The following is a 16,908-nucleotide window of genomic DNA, read 5'->3' as shown; positions in this document are numbered from 1 at the left end:
AGTATTTCCTCCTTGTTTTGGCACAAAAATAGACCTATAGTTCTAACAGGTCTAGTGCGTTTTGAATTTTTAATTGTTCATTAAGGTCCTTCTTAGGAAGAGAAGACAATTTTGCTACTACTTTACTAGGTGTTTTCTGATATTTATCAAAGTAATCACTACTACAAGCTGCGACTTCTTTTGCTTCCACAACTTCAATATTGAAGTATTTTTCAGCTTCTTCACCACTTAACCAGGTCTCAGCATCTACTAATTGTTGAATTTCTTCAATTTCAATGCCTTCTTTTAAGTTTTCCTTATATACATTCATAATCCCAGACTCAATGTTATCCAGATCTTCTGCTGCTTTTCGGAAATCAATTGCATTTCCGGCTGCATATGTCCAAGGCTTATGAATCATTAAGAAAGCATTAGAAGGGACAACAACACGATCACCAGCCAGGGCGATTACGGAAGCGATAGAAGCTGCAACACCATCTACATAAACAGTTTTTTGAGCCTTATTGCGTTTTAACATGTTATAAATGGCCAAACCAGCAAAGACAGAGCCACCGCCACTATTTACATAGATATTAAGGTTACTTTTATCATCTAATTGCCCCAAAATATTTTTCACATCATCAGGCATAATGTCAGAATCATCCCATTTCCAACCTGTATTATTTATGATGTCACCATAGATAAATAGGTCTGCTGACGATTCCGTTTGATTTTTAACAGTGAATACGTCTTTAATTGCCCTCATCTCCTTTCAGTGACAAACCTCCACTAGCTTTCGCTAATTGGTATTCATCCGCAATCTCAATGGATACATGGTTTAGATCGACACGATGTTTATCACCATATTCTCCAATTCCATCTATATCTTCAAGCTCTAATACTTTATTGATTGAGAAAGCACCAGCATCTAACATAATCTTATAAAATTCCGCTCTCGATTTAGAATCAGCGCGAAGTAAACTTGTTAGATTAAATTTCAAATAATAACGCTTTTGTTCATTAAATGAAAATGTTTTATAAGAAAATTCTTCTTCATACTGGATAAGAATTGGACTCAATGTATTTTGGATAAAATCCAATGCCTGTTGCTCAATGTTTGAGAATGTAGCACGATCCAACTCATTAATCATGTGTAATGGAATATTAAAGATGTTTGCAATCTCAGCCTTATCGAACTTCATACCTTCAATAAATTGAGCATCCTTTAATGGCATCCCGACTTTCTCAAATTCTAAACCAGCATCCAAAATTGCTATCCTTTGAGCATTATTCAAACCTGTATTTGCTTCTTCCCAAGCGTCACGAAGTACATCTTTCGCTTCTTTTCCAAGGGCTTGTTGAGTTTTCAATATCCCACTATGGGCTGCACCATTTGTAAAGAATTTACCTTTAAATTTTTGTGCCGCTTGTGAACTACCTATAGACTCTCTCGCAATCTGAATAGGTGGTTTACCCTTCAGTCCATCAGTAGACAACGTAGTAAGATGAATAATGTCATCATCAGTTATTTTAATAGGTGTACCATCTGGTAAATTCGTAAAATACCATAACTTATTTGTCTTCAGATCCACGATTGGAGTTGTTACAGCCGGATTTAGTGCCCATAATTCTTTCGGTCTACCATCCGCACCCCAATGAATATTGATGTAAGCATTTCCCCATGTATTGCGGTGCGTTTCGATTAAATGTTTGAATTTAAATGGGCTTTGATAAGGGTTCGGTCTTCTTTCCAAAACAAACGACACTTGGTGCATCTTATCTCGTTCTCTTCCTTTTGATGTCTTTCTAAAAACTTGAAAAGGAAGCATTGCAACACTGTTTGCAAGGATATTAATGCATCGATATACTGTCGGGACCCCTAAAGATGATTCAACCGTAACCTTTTCACCACTTGCTGCTTGATAACCAAATAGACTTTTAAACCAAGGAGACGGATTTTTCAAATCGGTCGTATCTTGGTTCTTAAATAAATGCCGAAAAATCAAAAGTTTCACCTCCTTTCTAACTTCTTATCATTACCACCCCCATCATTGTGAGAATAAGCCCTAACAGATACCAGCCGTAAATTGGATTAATAAAAAAAGTTGTCCCAACAATGATGGACAACCCCGAAATAAGTAAAATATCTTCTAAAATACTTATAAAAAACAATAAAAAACGCATGTAATTCCTCCTAGAATGAGAAATTTTGACTTAAAATATATGAATTCAAATCCATTTCACCAGAATTGAGCATACAGCGAACGTGTGAGTTAATTACAGCCGCTATAGGGTCAATTCTCTCTGTTGCTTTTGACTTGTCCAACATGATGTTTTCGTTGGCATCTTGCTTAGTAACAGCATTCCCAATTGCCCAATTCAGAACTGGATTGTTATTATGAATAATTTTCTTTTGATACACTTGCTCACGAAAGTCTTTTGTTGGTCCTGATAAAGTAGCCATACCTTGTCGGATTTCTACAACAACATACCCTTCTGCTTCCATGTCCTGCATGAATTGAGTTGCATTCCACGGATCAGCACAAATTTCTTTTATTTTAAACTCATTATCTGACTCCATCGTTTTTATATACTCTTTCACGAAATTATAGTCTACTACTGAACCCGGCGTTACAGTAATCCAACCTTGCTGCGCCCAAATGTCATATGGTACTTTATCTGTTTTCATTTTTTCATCTAAAGTATCTTCTGGTATAAAGCTATGGCTAATTACAATGTAGTTATCATCTTTTTTGAATTCGAAATCAACACTAGTTAAATCGATTTTTGCTGATAAATCAGCTCCTACTGTACATTCCATACCTTTTAGTTCTGACAACTCAATTACACCATCGCATTTATTCCATCTAGACATATCCATATAACCATTTTCTTTTCGGTTAACCCAAATATTCATACGTTTCGTTAGAAAAGACCGCATTTTTTCAGGATTATCAAGAGCGACTTTCAAATCACTTCGAAGCTTCTTCATTCCAGCTTCATAAGTTGCTACAATTGGATTGGCTTTTATCCAATTAGTTTCATCCTTAATATCATCATCTTTATCAAGTTCACAAATAACAACAAAATACTCATCATTTTCTACACCTAAATCATCTGGATCTAATATCCTTGAACAGTATTTATACTCCTTGTAACAAGGTCCATTAATGTGAAATCCCGCTGTGGTAATAATGAACATTAATGTATTTTCACGCGCACCCATTCCAGAATCAATTACATCATAAATCTCACTAGTATCATGAGCATGATATTCATCAACGATACCGAGAGATGGATTTGTGCCATCACCAGTCTTTTTTGCTTCTTTAGAAAGCGGTGTTATTGTTGAACCACTCTTTATATGCGTGATTTTCCCATAAGAGTCCTTATATTTTTTGGATAACATATCACATGCACCAAGTTGTTTTAAAATATCATTGTAAACAAGGCTTGATTGTTGTCTATCCCAACCAGCTATATAGCACTCTTCTTGTTGATCAGATAAGAATGTTATATAAGAAGCGATAAGGGCCAAAAATTGTGATTTTGCATTTTTCCTTGCAAGTTCAATAAATACACGTAGGAAACGTCTATTATTTGTATCTTTAATAAGAAAACAAAATATATTAGCTGCTACGAATAACTGAAAATCAGTTAATTCAATATATTGCCCTGCTAATACACCTTTAAAATGTTTAAATTGCTTGCACCACTCATAAAAATCATACAACTGTTCAATATCAAAATAGAATGGACATTCATCATCTTGTGTACGTTCTAGATCTCTTAAAAAACGCTCACAAGCCCATTTATGTTTCTTACAAGCCAATATGTTACCGTCCGAAATGTCATAAACATATTGCATTAGCCTTTCTTCTAGTCTCATACCCTATCACCAAATCGCTTTTCCGCATTGGTTTTGGGTTTATCATCACCCTTTGGTTTTGCTAACGATGCTCTAGAATTTGGTGTTAATCCAAATTCAATTGCCAGCGACTTCATTTGTTCATGCAATTGTTTCTTTTTAGTTAATAAGGGATGTGGAACTTTATTGGTTTCAGCCGCTTTATTTGTATACTCTACCATTAGCCCTTCTTCACTGATAATTTTTGTGCATTCAACGTAATCAGAGTAGGCATCACAATAAGCCGCCAAAGCATTAATATCTACATTCGTAATAAGGTCTAATTCCATTAATTCTTTAGAAATACGATTGAATTCTTTTTTAGCTACTGCATTTAACCAAGTTGGAGCTTTTATTCTATTCGTTTTTGGTTGAATACTTTGTTCAGCCTTCACTCGTTGCTCTATTTCTTGTTTAGTTAATCGGTTTTTATTCCCTTCAAGTATTTGCAAATGAATCGGCTTTGCTTTTCGTCCCATGTGAACCACCTCCTTTGGTTGAACCCCCTTTTATGAAATAAAACGAATTTTTTGTACGGAAAGCTAGGCGGCGGTCTCCAGGGGGTCGCCTTTTGCTTTTTTATGGCGGGGGGTATTTATGAATTTTTTCTTCCAAATTATTTTTTGTTTTTCTTCTCATCTTCTTTTGTTTTCTTGTTGTGACAAGCATGGCAAAGCGTTTGTAAATTAGTTGGCTCTAATCGTTTAGACCAATCAACACGAATAGGAATAATATGATCGACTACATCACCTATCTTAATGATGTCCTTGCTTCTACATTGAACACATAAGCCATGATCTCTACGATAAATAAGCTCACGCATATCCTTCCACAATCTTGAGTTGTAGAATGAACGTGAACTTTTGTTTCGAATATTTTTGTCATAATATCTTACGGATTCTTTTTCCTTTTCGATATGTTTAGCACAATACTTATCCCTTGTTAGTTCGTTGCAACCTAACGACTTACACGGCTTGAATGGTTTACTTGGCATTCATATCACTCCACAATAGGATGATTATGTTGAATGATCTCGGTATTTAAACGCTTGTTATCAGCTGGTACATGTTCAACATGAATGTATGTCATATCAAACTTATCAACCGACTTTGACTCCCAATCGAATGCAACACGTAACTTTCTATCAATCTGTTTACCTTTGTAATGAACTATCGGAATAGCATCTATATCTGTTAATGTAATTGTTAATAACGCTTCTTGCTCTTGATTTGATTTACTCTTTAGCTTCTTAAAAAACTGTTTGCATGAATCTAATTCAATAGGACCTAATCCTTGCAATTTTCTTGCTTCATTAATACTTAGCAAACCTTCTTTAAGTTTTTTCTCAATAAGTTCAGCTTTCTTCATTACCATTTGGCTTCACTCCTTTACTTGCACCTTCAATCCTCTTTCTTAACCGTTTCATTTCATCCTCGATAGCAAGATTCTTTTTATTAATCCGTTCATGACACTTTACGATGTCCGCTTGGTGTTTACGAATCTTATCGTTCACATATGCAGCAACATGCTCATGACCACAATGTGGACAAATGTAGAAACACTTCTCAACTCTTTTTGGAAGCTGTGCTACTTGTGGGTGCATATCGTAATCTTCATTACAGTTAGAACAGTAGACTCGCATCTGTCTCACTCCCTTAGAAAGAATATTCCAATTATATATTTACCAAATAAATACAAGTTGTTATAATAAAGTTAACATTGCCATCAGGAAAAGTGATTCGCACCCCAAAGCGAGTTGCTTTCCCTTTTTTTATGGCTATTTTTCTAAGAATTCATCTACCGCTTTACCTAGCAAACTGATCATCGCTTCTCTCTTTTGCTTTGGTGTTGTATTATCTTGCATTTCATTAAAGATAGGAAGTACCCTTTCTAATTTCTCTTTATCGATGCGTTCATTTACAAGATCCTGTCCCAACATTGAAATGAATGTACCAATTGCAACCGCTTGTTCTTGTTTATTTAGTTTCATTTATTTCACTCCTTTGATATCAGTTACTGTCATCCTGATAGAATCCGTTGTTTGTTTAATCATAGATTATACAATTGCTTTACCATCACAATATAATCCAACTGTTTCAGTTCGACCTGTATACTTACCAATAATCTTTTCTAACTTCTCACACATTCCGTTACTTCCTTCATTTGTTTTAATGCTTCAGATGTATTAGCATCAATATTAATCTTTTATTTGTTATTAGCCAGTCCTTCATCCTCCTCCAAAATAAAAAGCACCCATTATGGATGCTTAAAAAAATACAATCTTCTATTTTATCCTTGCTGGAATAATTCCAATAACTTGATCTAAGAATAATACAAAAGCATTTGTCTTAATTGGACTGGAGCCATCTGTCTTATCAATAGTTACATCTTCTAATACAATAGATTTCCCCTGATCCTTAACAACTGTATCGTCATCTCTGAGGTTATATTCCAATTTCCTTGCACTTGCATTCGCCATAGAGAATAAATTAATTTCTCCTTTTTTCTCATATTCATCTTTTATGATATCTGAGAAATCCTTGTCTTTATCAAATTCCCAAACATCATATTTCATCTCTTTTCCAGTGATCAATCCACTTGCAGTTACATATGTAAAATAAGCTCCTTCATTCTGTTGAGAATCCGTCTGACTTTGAATAGCCTCTACTGACATTGTTAAAGAACTCAACATTATTTCCTTTGCACTGACTTCTCTCATTTGTATCTCTCCTTTGCAATAAAGTATACTGTAGTACAATTAAATCTTATTCGACAAAATAAGCAATTTTCCTTTATATTTTTTAATATGTATTCTTTAGTTTTCCGCCACTACTCACAATACAAATATATCACGTTGATTCCAAAACAACCGGCACATTTACTGCCAACAATCGGTCACGAATCTGCCATTATTTTATGCATTATATATCCCAACACCACCATTTCCCCTCAATTCTTTTATACGAGTCGGGATTCCAGTTTCTAACTCTTTTTGATTATAGTCTAACTTTAACTCTTTTCTTAATTGTTGATATTCTTTGACGATGAGTTTGACTAGCCTTTCAACATTGACATGACTGTAATGTCCCACACTAACGTTTTTAACATAAATATCAAATTCATGTAATAATTGAAGACTCGCATATGAAGAGTTCTTAAAAAAAAATTCAATCATATAGTTATCATCAATGATTCCTGGTGAACCTGCATCAGTAAAATATAACCGTTGAGCGTCGAACTTTGATCCACCCTTCACAAGTCCAGCGAATCGAGCATTAATTATCATATATAATGGTGCATATAATTCCTTAAATTTTTCACTCTTTTTCTTTTTCTTTTCTTTTCGAGGTTCAATGACATAATGTAACAATGAAAATAACAACAATGTCACAATTGACGTAATTATTGCTGCCATACTTAGTGTTGAATCTAATTTCATTTTTCTAACTCCCATCTAATAATTCTATTAAATAATATATCAAGCATTACCATATAAATTCACATCACGTTCGAGTTTGTTTTGTCTAAAAGAAAAAGCACCTGATTAGGTACTTTTTACCCCTTATTCGAATGTTTTCCTTATAATCCTATAGGTTTCTACCAATGCACTGATAATTAGAAGCATTCCTAATAAAAAATACAAACCAAAAACTATTAAGTAAATTTTAGAGGTTATCGGTAAGTATTTAAATATAGAACCAGCTAACATAAAAATGATCATCATAAACATTAAGGCTAAGTAATTTAAATAAACGCCTTTGTTCTCTTGTCTTTTTTGACTACTTTGATATGAAATGCATGCAACTGTTACTGCTATTAAAGCAATAATTACCGTTGTACCTTGTTGAAAGATTGCAGTAATTAAATCTCTTAATGTCTCTATATCTTTATATACATTCGAAAGTACTGCGATTATTGTCATCGCTGTAAGAATAGCTGTACATTGCATGAAAACCTTATTCCTTCTGTATATACCTCTGGTCATTAAAAACACACTCCATATTTTTATATTATAAATAAATTATAATATAAAAATGATGTAATTCATATTCCTTATGAAACTAACAGAAAATTATCACCCTGATACTAATATTTTTCCGTAATTATGAAAATATTTAAAACAGTTACCCATATCTTATATTTTGTGTAACTATGCCAAATGCTACAGCCTTTGATATTCATAACTTCATAACACTTCCTCTTTTGAGTTACACAACACAATAAAAATGAGTAACTGTATAAATGGGTAGAATAACATGGCCACCAATTTAAAGTTTTAATGTACTCCAAAAATAAAAATCCACTGTATTTAATTAATTTAAATACAGTGGATTTTTATTTTTAGCAGGATTTTATTTTATCAGCTTGATAGTGACGAAATACAGCCAGAATTTCAAAAATTTTGTATGCTAAGAGAATTTCAACCTAAAAAGTTGGATTCCTATACGTTAAATAAAATGAACAAAGTCTTTTACATTCTCTTCTTTAAGAACGTTTCCATAATATCCTTCCTGAACCTTTCATAATCAAACTGAAAAGCTACATTATGCATTTTATAGCCTGGATTAGTAACAAAACGAAAGTCTGCAATGCTTTGTCCAAAACCTTCCCCTTGATCAGGAATTACTTTAATAGGTACTCTCGTAAGGCTAACAGCCTCTCTATTTAGCAAATACCACACTGTTACAAAATCATGCATAGGACTTCCACTTATACCTGGATTAGACTTGGAGTAAAAATTATAATAATAATCTAACATAGGTTTAATGATAAGCCCTGCAAGATCTTGTGTATTCCGATGAAATGCATCGATTTGCTGGACCATTTCGGGTGTAACAATCGCATGTTGGGTCACATTTAAAGGAATAATTGTCAAGTTCTTTGCATGTTGCAGAATTAAGTTTGCTGCATAAGGGTCTGCGTAAAAATTAGCTTCAGCCACAGCAGTTACGTTACCTGGATAGAAAAAAGCTCCCCCCATGCAAATGCATTCTCTTACATTTCGCATTGTTTGTAAATTCAATACAAAAGTCGTAGCTAGTGAAGAAAGTCTTCCTAAATTGATAATTGTAAGATCTTCTAAATTTGATTCTATAATTTGATAAATATCATTTAAAGGATAAACTGGATATGAAATTTCAGGTGGAATAATAGGTCCTAATCCAACTTTTCCATGTACCTCAGGGAAATACTTAATCAATATACCTGTCAACGGTACAGAAGCACCAAGGAATACAGGTATTTCTTCTCTTCCCGCAATGTACTTCAAATAGTTAATATTTCTTATTACATTTTCTCTTGATACATTTCCATAATCGGCTACGATTCCTACAAGTTGAATGTCTTTACGAAAAAAGGTATACAGTATAGCAAAGGCATCATCAATCCCTAAATCTGTAAACAGAAGAACCTTTTTTTGCATATCTCTTCCTCCAAAATTTATAGAATTCTACTTTCACCAACGATGTAGTGATTAGACCACGCTTGTATATATATTTTTTATGTATTCTTAAAGAGGCGATTCTATTCACTTGAAATAGCTTTGCACATCTAAATTTGATTTTATGTTCAAGCATAAGTTTCTGTTCTTAAGTCGATAAGCATGTGTTGCTATCCTTTAACAAAAAAAGCAATGATTAGATTTTAAACCTAGTCATTGCTTTATCCATTGCATCTTGGTTTACTCCTATATATCTTAACGTTACTCGTTCACTTGAATGATTGAATATCTCCATCAGCAAAGCTATGTTCTTTGTCTGCATGTACATATGATATCCAAATGTCTTACGTAATGTATGTGTCCCAATTTCTTCTAAACCAAACTTTGCTGCTGTAGTACTAAGTATTTTGTATGCCATGCTTCTTCCGATTGGTCGATTCTTTCCTTGTCTGCTCTTAATTAAATACTCATATTCTTCCATATCTTTAATGTACCACTTTAACTCTCTTCTTAACGCTGCAGTAATCTGAATACGTTTCTGCTTACCCGTCTTCATTTCACGCATTGAAATATGACTGCCCTTTAAATCTCCAACCTTCAGTTTCAGAATATCACTTATACGTAGTCCTGTATTAATTCCCATTACAAACAAGATATAATTACGTTCACTCTTTTCTTTTAAATACTCTTTAATTTGCTGTATTTGCTCTGGATCACGTATTGGCTGAACAAAATTCATTATTCATTACCTCCAGTTTCTTCTGTCTCGTAAACTTCTAATCCGAGCGCAAAAGCAAGTTTATAAAACGCTTTAGATTTCCAACGTCGATAGGTACGCTCTGACATCCCTATTTCGTTATAAACCATGTAATCACACACATCCTCATCTTCTAAATAACGTTTATAAATAATCTCTCTCTGAATACTTCCTGCACGTCCGTTTCCTAATCGATTTAAAAACTGGTTAATACGTACCGACATTATTTCAAGCCACTCTTCTCGTTTGCTTTGTTGAACATTTGCTATAGCAACATCTTCTAACGGTTTACCAACTGCATGTGTAGGACCGTGCTCACGTATTTCATAAGAAGGAGTGACTTTCATTTCTTTACGCATCATCCCAAATTGTCTATGTATACGTACGCTTTCCAACACGCCTTCTAATTCCTCTTGTGTTGCTGTTCTATCAATTTTTGGTAAGAAAGATAATTGTTTAGTCATGTACGACCACTCCTTTTTATTTTTAGATTACTTTTGTCTTATTGCTCCACGTCTTCGTTCATAACAAGGTCTATGCATCCCCATTAATTCTTCAATTTCACGGGTGCTAAATTTCTCTTTTCGTTTTTTCTTCTTTGTTTTATTTGATCGCTTTTTCCATTCACGTAATTGATCTCTTAACCCCTTCATTTCCCCATCTCCCTTTTCAAAATAAAAAGGACACCTATTCGTAAAACAGCTTTAATTGCTGCTTTAATGAATTGGTGTCCTCTAGTTTTCTAGCCGGACTGTATTCGAATGTTGTTTTAAATATGCCAATAGTCACTATTAACATCATTAGTATATTTGCTGATTTCCTTCTCTTTACCACACTTTTCACATTTATAATAACTAACTATCCCCATCTTACCAGCTTTAAAATCTTCATTGTCTTGACTTTTAATAAATTTATATCTATGTATACATTTAGGTTCTTTTAATTTATCTAACCACTTTCCTAACATAAATTAATCCCTTTCCTCTTGAAAATATTCTTTTTATTCCCATCCCCTTAAGCATACCTTAGAAAAGATTCCCAATCAATGAAACATGGTAGCTTGTTTTTCTATAGACAAAAGGATTATTTTATTAAGTTATGTTTCTTTAACAAAAACCAAGTCTCCATGCCTTTTACATCTCTCTCGTACACTTGCATTACATATATCTCTTCATTTATTAACAGTTGGAACTCTACACATTGTTTTTCTTTGTTCCATCCGTAAGATGCCATTGGAACCATTTTCGGCTCTGTTTTCCCTTCCATTTCTCTTCCTCCCCTGAATAAAACTCAATATTCCGTTCATACTATAAATACACTTGAGTTCTGAACTTCCTTCTTAACGTTTTTTCGGAGAGCAGTTAGCTTTTGCTAGCTGCTCTTTTAATTACACATTTTTGTCTTAACACTCATATATTATTGAGAATTAAAAAATCATTTCATGTATAAAGGGAAAGTATTCTTTTTCATTACTCCACTCCCTCTTTAAATACCACTGTTTGAATAAGGTTTTTAAAGAGGGAATACATTTAAAAATCTTGGTTACACTGTAAACAGGCTCGTGAATAGCCAATTTTACTAATACCCACTCTATGTCTATTACCTTGGGCCGAGCAATTAGCAAAAGCTAATTGCTCTTTTATATTGAGTTAATAATAAAATTTAGGTCTTATTCCTTTTCTATATCATATATTTTTAACCTAACCATCCAGCTCAAAGTGTTACCTCCTATCTTAAAGAGCACTGATGCATGGTGCTCTTTTTAGTTTCCTTATTTCTACAAAATGAAATTTTTATACAAAATACACACAACTAAATTCACATAATTTCATATGATATATTGCATCATTTCTTTTTAGAATGGATAGTCGTTACAGAAGGGCGCTTTCCGAAGCGCTCTTTTTTAATATCCCCTGCACTAAATAATTTTTGAATTATATCTTAATTTCAAGAACACTCACAAGTCATAGGTTTACAATAAGTCTTGGTCAGAAGAGCACTTAGATATGGTGCTCTTTTTGGTATGGAATTTAAAATAGAGGCTTGCTCTTAAAACCTATTATGTAATTTTCATAGGTTTTTTCCTTACACCCCTGTGTCTGTTTACTCATAAGTTGTTAAAGTATAAATATAAATTGATAGTTAATTTATAAGGGAGGTGTAAAAATGAGTAAATTTAAAAAGCATTGTTGTCACATACCCTTTCCTTTACCTCAAATAGGGCCTACTGGATTAACCGGTGCTACTGGACCTTCGGGACCTACTGGAGCTACCGGCGCTACCGGCCTTCCGGGGGACCTCGGGGACCTACCGGACCTACTGGAATTCAAGGTAACCTGGGACCTACTGGACCTCAAGGTATTTCTGGACCTCAAGGGATTCCTGGGATTTCTGGATCTATTGGTCCAACTGGACCTTCTGGAATTCAAGGTATCCAAGGCATCCAAGGCATTCCTGGCATTCAAGGCCCTATTGGACCCACTGGAATAACGGGGGTCACTGGAATTCAAGGGATTCCTGGCATTCAAGGGATCCCTGGCATTCAAGGCATTCAAGGGATTCCTGGCCCGACCGGACCTCAAGGGATTCCTGGCATTCCTGGTTCTGTAGGTCCAACTGGACCTTCTGGAGCTGTTGGACCTACCGGCCCTTCCGGGGGACCGCCAGGACCAACGGGCCCGACTGGACCTTCCGGGGGACCACCAGGACCAACCGGAGTGACTGGCCCCACTGGACCAACTGGGTCACCAGGACCAACCGGACTTCAAGGTATCCAAGGCATCCAAGGCATTCCTGGCCCCACTGGACCTCAAGGAAGTCAAGGGATTCAGGGGATTCAAGGTGATCCAGGGCCTATTGGTCCTATTGGACCCACTGGAATAACTGGGGCAACTGGAATTCAGGGTATCCAAGGTATTCAAGGTAATCCAGGACTTATTGGACCTATCGGCCCGACTGGCCCAACTGGGCTTCAAGGTATCCAAGGCATCCAAGGCATTCCTGGGCCTACTGGATTACCAGGAACCGCTGGAGCTACCGGACCTACTGGGCCTGCCGGTCTTACAGTATCTGGCTTATCCCAGTATGCTTATGTTTTCAATACAGCAGCTCAAGTTGTTGCCTTAGAAGCACCTATTCTTTTTAATTCACACGGTAGAATCACATCCGGTTTTACTCATACGCTCGGAACTTCTCAGATGACAGTTATTAATGCTGGAGATTATAAAATTTCTTTTTCTGTATCAGGAGTTGAACCTAATCAATTTGCCCTCTTTTTAAATGGGGCTCCCGTTACCAACTCCATTTATGGATCAGGTGCAGGTACTCAACAAAACAATGGGCAAACAATTCTCACTTTAGCAGCAGGTGATATTATTACCCTTAATAATCATACTTCCGCTGCTGCGGTTACTTTGCAGACTTTGGCAGGTGGAACACAAACAAATGTAAATGCTTCAATTGTAATTGAAAAGTTAGATTAATTTAATCATTTGTTTGCTGAAACTCTGTCAGTAAATAACCTGAGTTGAATTCTTTTTTCAACAAGCAGTTAGCTTTTGCTAGCTGCTCTTCTATTTTGTTCCTACTCCTATTTCCTAAAAAATCTTTACTTAATTCCTCCTTGAATAAAATCAATAATTCAGCATATAATATCTATGCATCTAGATTATTACCTTTGTATCGAGCAGTTAGACTGGGCTAACTGCTCTGTTATTTATGACAAAATGAAATTTTTATTAAGTTTTCTATTAATAACGTGTATTGATTTCTTTTCTAAATTAATTTAGAGATAAATAGTTCATTGGTGAACTATTCTATGTTAAACTAAATTAAAAAAGAAAAGGGACGATTATTATGAGTTTAAAAAATCAAAGTTTCAAACAAGCAGGAGAAGTTGTCCAATCATTTGTAACAATAAACAAAGAAATTTTAAAGTTCACACATCAAAACGCCTCCAGTTTAGGATTAACAGTACAACAAATGGGTATCTTAAATACAATTTATGCACTCCCTAATGTTACTCTTAAAGAGATTTCAGAACGTCTTTCAGTTCCTAAAAGTACAGTGAGTGTGAATGTAGATGAATTAGTTAATCTACAGCTCATCGAGCGAAAACAATCAGATGAAGATCGTAGAGAAATAAAATTAAAGGTAACAAACCAAGGACAAGAAGCATCGAAAAAATCCATTGAAAACTCTACTTCCTACAAGGCAATGGAATTAGCACTACAACAACTTCAAGAAGATGATGTTCAAACATTATTGCGTATTCATAAAGATTTATTAATCTCTCTACAGCAATTTCGTTAATTGATGTAAACCATTTTAAACACAAATTCTAATTCTTATTTTTCAAAGAACTGAGCAGTTAGATTTCACTAGCTGTTCTTTTATTTAAAATAGCGTTTTTATTAAGAAATTAGTCATTCCAACTCAAACGGATGTAATGTTCGTAATAAGATCCACCTAAAATGTTTTTCTTTTCTTCTACCTTAAATTCAACTTTCACACCATCCATTAATTCTTGTAACTTTTCCGTGAATGGTTTTGAGTGCAGAATATGCTTGTCTGGATTTTCTTTATGAATTTGATATCTATAACCTGGATATCCAATTGCAGCACTTTCGATTATTACGTATTCCATTTCCTCTGCAAATTCCAATACCTTTTCATTAATGACTTTTTCTTGGAGTTCTTTCAAATTCCCCACTAAGGACATTTCCATTCTCCTTTCTCTCAAATAACGATTTTGTTTTAAATCCTCACATTCCTAAAAAAAATACATACAGTATCATGAGGTATTCTTTTTTATTTTTCTTAAGGAACGCTTTAAAAAGCGCACTTTAGTTTTTAAATAAAGATTTTGTTTTACTTTTGCTAGCTACCCTTCCCTTGTATAAATGCACTTTTTTACATACGATATTAAAATCCAAATAACCCTCTTTTAGGACGGTACTAATATGAACAAGACATTAAAATACATTTTAATCTTCTTTTGTGCGGTATTTTATATTGTAATTATGGGCTCGATTGTCTATCTAAACTTTGTTTAAGAGCATTTAATTTCTCCAAGTAAGAAATTAATCTAAGATCGAACATAAGTATTTATAATTAGGCATAAGGAGCGCTCTACAAGGCGCTCTTTAACTTTAAAATAAGTTTTTGTTTAGCTTCCATTAACCATTTTGATTCATTTGCATACAGTATTATCACAAGGAATTTCACAGGTTGCTCTGGTCCAGTTACCTTGAATTTCTTGCACACCTTGTGGTAAGAATCCGTTTATAACAAACGGGTTCTTTTATTTTTCCGTCATAAAATAACTATTTTGTTCGTCTCAAACCAATTTACTATTATTTGAAAAAACGTAAACATTTATTCAATGTTTTTTCTGAATACTCATGTTATTATTTAATCGCTGGTGTTCACCATCCCAAGAACTCAGCTCCCTGTACTTTCTATAGGAAGAAAGTACAGGGTTTATTTATAAGTTTATCCTTCAATCATTTCTGTATATTTATATCCAATCCAAAACCTATAACAATCTAATAAATTAACGCTTTGGTTTAGTTTTCTTTTATGTCATAACCAATTATTTCAGCGTCATCAAAATTCAAATCTGTTTCTTCTACTTTTCGTACTTTCAAACTAGGTATTTCTTTTTGCAACAAATGTACAACATCATCGGCACAATCCGAACGACTTTCTACACGGGCAATTATGATATTCATCTGACTTTCGGATAAATACTCTGGCAAGATAAAATCATAAGATATTTTCCTTTTAATTCTTTCTTCTATTGTAATTTCGACTTTTCTCATTTCCCATCCCACCTTATTTAATAAAATTTAAATTCGATCTTTATCAAAACTTCAATCCCATGTAAAACCTACGTAAAGATTGTTATGATTCAACCTATTCACCTAAGAAACGTTATATAATGAATTTGCAAACACCTAGTTTGTGCGCAACTATCTTTCTGTACGACATAACTCTTTTGCTAGGAGAAATCCTAGCCTTTTTTATATCTTCAGACTAAAATCTCCTTGGGTACTATTGGGACCTTACCTTTAAAGCGGTAACCCATTCTTTCCATCTTCCCGCGAACTCCTAATGCACTTTTCCCTAATTTCTCTGCAATCACATCTATGCTGTAACCTCGATCATATAAATCCACAATTTGTTTTACTTCTTGCTTTGTATATTTTGTATGATTATCTATACGTACAGGTCTAGCTTTAATTTTCAACTCCATTAGTCTACGTTTCACAGATCCCTCAGTACGTTGTAACCTCATTGAAATTTCTGGATATGTGTAACAGTGTGCATTTACTAAGCTTTTAAGCAACAAATCATCGTCTTCGCTCCAGGGTTTTCCACGTTTCTTTTTTGCTACTAGGTCTGCATTACGCTTCTCTGACATCCAGTCTGGTTCAGGACCAAAAATGCCTGGTTCAATTCTAGAAAAATCCACCACGTGTTTATATGTTTTTAACCACTTCCATAAATCACGGTAATATACAACTTTTACTTTCTGCTCTGATGAAAACAATTTGAGCTTGATAGGAAATCTGAAACGTTTGCTCCAGCTTTTTATACAGTTATAATCGACACCTATAACCTCAGAAAGCTGTAAAATAGTAATGCCGTCAAAATGTAGTCTTGCATCACCTAAACCTAAACGTTGCGCTTTTATTTTTACAGCATCTACTGAACGTCCAAACTTTATTGCCATATGCTTGATGCTGTATATTCCCCAATACTGTTCCAAATACGCCACTTCTTCTTTCTTCCATAACGTATATCTTGCCACCATTTCGCCTC

The 16,908-nt window shown here is 34.5% G+C and carries 22 protein-coding genes and 1 pseudogene; 2 read left to right on the top strand and 21 right to left on the bottom strand.

All coding sequences use genetic code 11. The features are described 5' to 3' along the window. Positions 1-34: 34 nt before the first annotated feature. From D1166_RS12110 to D1166_RS12035, 18 genes are all read right to left on the bottom strand, one after another. Entirely contained in the window at positions 35-745 is a 711-nt protein-coding gene (locus D1166_RS12110) for a head maturation protease, ClpP-related (RefSeq protein WP_047386235.1), read from the bottom strand. After that, the gene (locus D1166_RS12105; RefSeq protein ID WP_098318641.1) at positions 732-1,985 is read right to left on the bottom strand and encodes a phage portal protein; all 1,254 of its coding nucleotides are present in this window, start codon (positions 1,983-1,985) and stop codon (positions 732-734) included. The genes D1166_RS12110 and D1166_RS12105 overlap by 14 nt, the downstream gene beginning before the upstream one ends. Positions 1,986-2,001: 16 nt before the next feature. Continuing rightward, the gene (locus D1166_RS31265) at positions 2,002-2,163 is read right to left on the bottom strand and encodes a hypothetical protein (RefSeq protein ID WP_001211536.1); all 162 of its coding nucleotides are present in this window, start codon (positions 2,161-2,163) and stop codon (positions 2,002-2,004) included. A gap of 10 nt (positions 2,164-2,173) precedes the next feature. Beyond that, positions 2,174-3,868 (bottom strand): terminase large subunit, encoded by a 1,695-nt coding sequence (locus D1166_RS12100; RefSeq protein WP_098318640.1) that lies wholly within the window; start codon positions 3,866-3,868, stop codon positions 2,174-2,176. After that, positions 3,865-4,374, bottom strand: coding sequence for a phage terminase small subunit P27 family (locus D1166_RS12095; protein WP_179878570.1), 510 nt, complete (start codon positions 4,372-4,374; stop codon positions 3,865-3,867). Before D1166_RS12095 ends, D1166_RS12100 begins: the two co-directional genes overlap by 4 nt. Before the next feature lie 128 nt (positions 4,375-4,502). Further along, on the bottom strand, positions 4,503-4,880 hold the full coding sequence (locus D1166_RS12090; RefSeq protein ID WP_047386231.1) for an HNH endonuclease: 378 nt from the start codon (positions 4,878-4,880) through the stop codon (positions 4,503-4,505). 5 nt (positions 4,881-4,885) lie between these two features. Then, a complete protein-coding gene (locus tag D1166_RS12085; protein WP_098318638.1) occupies positions 4,886-5,260 on the bottom strand; it encodes a hypothetical protein in 375 nt (124 codons plus the stop codon). Next, positions 5,241-5,528, bottom strand: a complete 288-nt coding sequence (locus D1166_RS12080) for a hypothetical protein (RefSeq protein WP_047386227.1) — start codon at positions 5,526-5,528, stop codon at positions 5,241-5,243. Before D1166_RS12080 ends, D1166_RS12085 begins: the two co-directional genes overlap by 20 nt. Positions 5,529-5,663: 135 nt before the next feature. Continuing rightward, positions 5,664-5,876, bottom strand: a complete 213-nt coding sequence (locus D1166_RS12075; RefSeq protein WP_047386226.1) for a hypothetical protein — start codon at positions 5,874-5,876, stop codon at positions 5,664-5,666. A 294-nt stretch (positions 5,877-6,170) separates the two neighbouring features. Further along, positions 6,171-6,605: a hypothetical protein gene (locus tag D1166_RS12070; protein ID WP_047386223.1), complete on the bottom strand. Its 435-nt coding sequence runs from the start codon at positions 6,603-6,605 to the stop codon at positions 6,171-6,173. Between the two features lie 195 nt (positions 6,606-6,800). Then, complete coding sequence (locus tag D1166_RS12065) at positions 6,801-7,301, bottom strand: hypothetical protein (RefSeq protein WP_098289675.1); 501 nt, start codon at positions 7,299-7,301, stop codon at positions 6,801-6,803. 147 nt (positions 7,302-7,448) lie between these two features. After that, entirely contained in the window at positions 7,449-7,835 is a 387-nt protein-coding gene (locus D1166_RS12060; protein ID WP_047386222.1) for a hypothetical protein, read from the bottom strand. A gap of 522 nt (positions 7,836-8,357) precedes the next feature. Next, positions 8,358-9,308 carry a nucleoside hydrolase gene (locus D1166_RS12055; protein ID WP_044307557.1) on the bottom strand — a complete coding sequence of 317 codons (951 nt, stop codon included), beginning with the start codon at positions 9,306-9,308 and terminating at the stop codon, positions 8,358-8,360. A gap of 214 nt (positions 9,309-9,522) precedes the next feature. Then, positions 9,523-10,065: a site-specific integrase gene (locus D1166_RS12050; RefSeq protein WP_047386214.1), complete on the bottom strand. Its 543-nt coding sequence runs from the start codon at positions 10,063-10,065 to the stop codon at positions 9,523-9,525. Beyond that, a complete protein-coding gene (locus D1166_RS12045; protein WP_047386212.1) occupies positions 10,065-10,547 on the bottom strand; it encodes an ArpU family phage packaging/lysis transcriptional regulator in 483 nt (160 codons plus the stop codon). Before D1166_RS12045 ends, D1166_RS12050 begins: the two co-directional genes overlap by 1 nt. Before the next feature lie 27 nt (positions 10,548-10,574). Further along, the gene (locus D1166_RS31260) at positions 10,575-10,736 is read right to left on the bottom strand and encodes a hypothetical protein (RefSeq protein WP_047386210.1); all 162 of its coding nucleotides are present in this window, start codon (positions 10,734-10,736) and stop codon (positions 10,575-10,577) included. Positions 10,737-10,852: 116 nt separating this feature from the next. Continuing rightward, positions 10,853-11,050: a hypothetical protein gene (locus D1166_RS12040; RefSeq protein ID WP_047386208.1), complete on the bottom strand. Its 198-nt coding sequence runs from the start codon at positions 11,048-11,050 to the stop codon at positions 10,853-10,855. A 116-nt stretch (positions 11,051-11,166) separates the two neighbouring features. After that, positions 11,167-11,349 carry a hypothetical protein gene (locus D1166_RS12035; RefSeq protein ID WP_047386187.1) on the bottom strand — a complete coding sequence of 61 codons (183 nt, stop codon included), beginning with the start codon at positions 11,347-11,349 and terminating at the stop codon, positions 11,167-11,169. A gap of 900 nt (positions 11,350-12,249) precedes the next feature. On the opposite strand from D1166_RS12035, the pseudogene D1166_RS12030 reads away from it, so the two are divergent. Together D1166_RS12030 and D1166_RS12025 are read left to right on the top strand one after the other, a co-directional pair. Next, positions 12,250-13,565 (top strand): annotated as a pseudogene (locus D1166_RS12030) (BclA C-terminal domain-containing protein). 373 nt (positions 13,566-13,938) lie between these two features. After that, complete coding sequence (locus D1166_RS12025) at positions 13,939-14,394, top strand: MarR family winged helix-turn-helix transcriptional regulator (RefSeq protein WP_097952072.1); 456 nt, start codon at positions 13,939-13,941, stop codon at positions 14,392-14,394. A gap of 109 nt (positions 14,395-14,503) precedes the next feature. On the opposite strand, the gene D1166_RS12020 is transcribed toward D1166_RS12025, so the two are convergent. From D1166_RS12020 to D1166_RS12010, 3 genes are all read right to left on the bottom strand, one after another. Continuing rightward, positions 14,504-14,803, bottom strand: a complete 300-nt coding sequence (locus tag D1166_RS12020; protein ID WP_097952071.1) for a hypothetical protein — start codon at positions 14,801-14,803, stop codon at positions 14,504-14,506. A gap of 847 nt (positions 14,804-15,650) precedes the next feature. Beyond that, a complete protein-coding gene (locus tag D1166_RS12015; RefSeq protein ID WP_098943300.1) occupies positions 15,651-15,905 on the bottom strand; it encodes a hypothetical protein in 255 nt (84 codons plus the stop codon). A gap of 209 nt (positions 15,906-16,114) precedes the next feature. Further along, positions 16,115-16,900 carry a hypothetical protein gene (locus tag D1166_RS12010; RefSeq protein ID WP_118043321.1) on the bottom strand — a complete coding sequence of 262 codons (786 nt, stop codon included), beginning with the start codon at positions 16,898-16,900 and terminating at the stop codon, positions 16,115-16,117. Positions 16,901-16,908: the final 8 nt, after the last annotated feature.

Origin of the sequence: Bacillus sp. ISO11, from assembly GCF_003458115.1 — a bacterium.
Lineage (GTDB): Bacteria > Bacillota > Bacilli > Bacillales > Bacillaceae_G > Bacillus_A > Bacillus_A cereus.
The sequence above is the reverse complement of the archived record's forward strand: the minus strand, read 5'-3'. Positions and strand labels throughout refer to the sequence as shown.

What these genes read in the sequence shown, in the direction of transcription:
- D1166_RS12110 (WP_047386235.1), bottom strand. Translation starts at nt 745, where the DNA reads ATGAGGGCAATTAAAGACGTATTCACTGTTAAAAATCAAACGGAATCG.
- D1166_RS31265 (WP_001211536.1), bottom strand. Translation starts at nt 2,163, where the DNA reads ATGCGTTTTTTATTGTTTTTTATAAGTATTTTAGAAGATATTTTACTT.
- D1166_RS12100 (WP_098318640.1), bottom strand. Translation starts at nt 3,868, where the DNA reads ATGAGACTAGAAGAAAGGCTAATGCAATATGTTTATGACATTTCGGAC.
- D1166_RS12090 (WP_047386231.1), bottom strand. Translation starts at nt 4,880, where the DNA reads ATGCCAAGTAAACCATTCAAGCCGTGTAAGTCGTTAGGTTGCAACGAA.
- D1166_RS12085 (WP_098318638.1), bottom strand. Translation starts at nt 5,260, where the DNA reads ATGGTAATGAAGAAAGCTGAACTTATTGAGAAAAAACTTAAAGAAGGT.
- D1166_RS12080 (WP_047386227.1), bottom strand. Translation starts at nt 5,528, where the DNA reads ATGCGAGTCTACTGTTCTAACTGTAATGAAGATTACGATATGCACCCA.
- D1166_RS12075 (WP_047386226.1), bottom strand. Translation starts at nt 5,876, where the DNA reads ATGAAACTAAATAAACAAGAACAAGCGGTTGCAATTGGTACATTCATT.
- D1166_RS12070 (WP_047386223.1), bottom strand. Translation starts at nt 6,605, where the DNA reads ATGAGAGAAGTCAGTGCAAAGGAAATAATGTTGAGTTCTTTAACAATG.
- D1166_RS12065 (WP_098289675.1), bottom strand. Translation starts at nt 7,301, where the DNA reads ATGGCAGCAATAATTACGTCAATTGTGACATTGTTGTTATTTTCATTG.
- D1166_RS12060 (WP_047386222.1), bottom strand. Translation starts at nt 7,835, where the DNA reads ATGCAATGTACAGCTATTCTTACAGCGATGACAATAATCGCAGTACTT.
- D1166_RS12055 (WP_044307557.1), bottom strand. Translation starts at nt 9,308, where the DNA reads ATGCAAAAAAAGGTTCTTCTGTTTACAGATTTAGGGATTGATGATGCC.
- D1166_RS12050 (WP_047386214.1), bottom strand. Translation starts at nt 10,065, where the DNA reads ATGAATTTTGTTCAGCCAATACGTGATCCAGAGCAAATACAGCAAATT.
- D1166_RS12045 (WP_047386212.1), bottom strand. Translation starts at nt 10,547, where the DNA reads ATGACTAAACAATTATCTTTCTTACCAAAAATTGATAGAACAGCAACA.
- D1166_RS31260 (WP_047386210.1), bottom strand. Translation starts at nt 10,736, where the DNA reads ATGAAGGGGTTAAGAGATCAATTACGTGAATGGAAAAAGCGATCAAAT.
- D1166_RS12040 (WP_047386208.1), bottom strand. Translation starts at nt 11,050, where the DNA reads ATGTTAGGAAAGTGGTTAGATAAATTAAAAGAACCTAAATGTATACAT.
- D1166_RS12035 (WP_047386187.1), bottom strand. Translation starts at nt 11,349, where the DNA reads ATGGAAGGGAAAACAGAGCCGAAAATGGTTCCAATGGCATCTTACGGA.
- D1166_RS12025 (WP_097952072.1), top strand. Translation starts at nt 13,939, where the DNA reads ATGAGTTTAAAAAATCAAAGTTTCAAACAAGCAGGAGAAGTTGTCCAA.
- D1166_RS12020 (WP_097952071.1), bottom strand. Translation starts at nt 14,803, where the DNA reads ATGTCCTTAGTGGGGAATTTGAAAGAACTCCAAGAAAAAGTCATTAAT.
- D1166_RS12015 (WP_098943300.1), bottom strand. Translation starts at nt 15,905, where the DNA reads ATGAGAAAAGTCGAAATTACAATAGAAGAAAGAATTAAAAGGAAAATA.
- D1166_RS12010 (WP_118043321.1), bottom strand. Translation starts at nt 16,900, where the DNA reads ATGGTGGCAAGATATACGTTATGGAAGAAAGAAGAAGTGGCGTATTTG.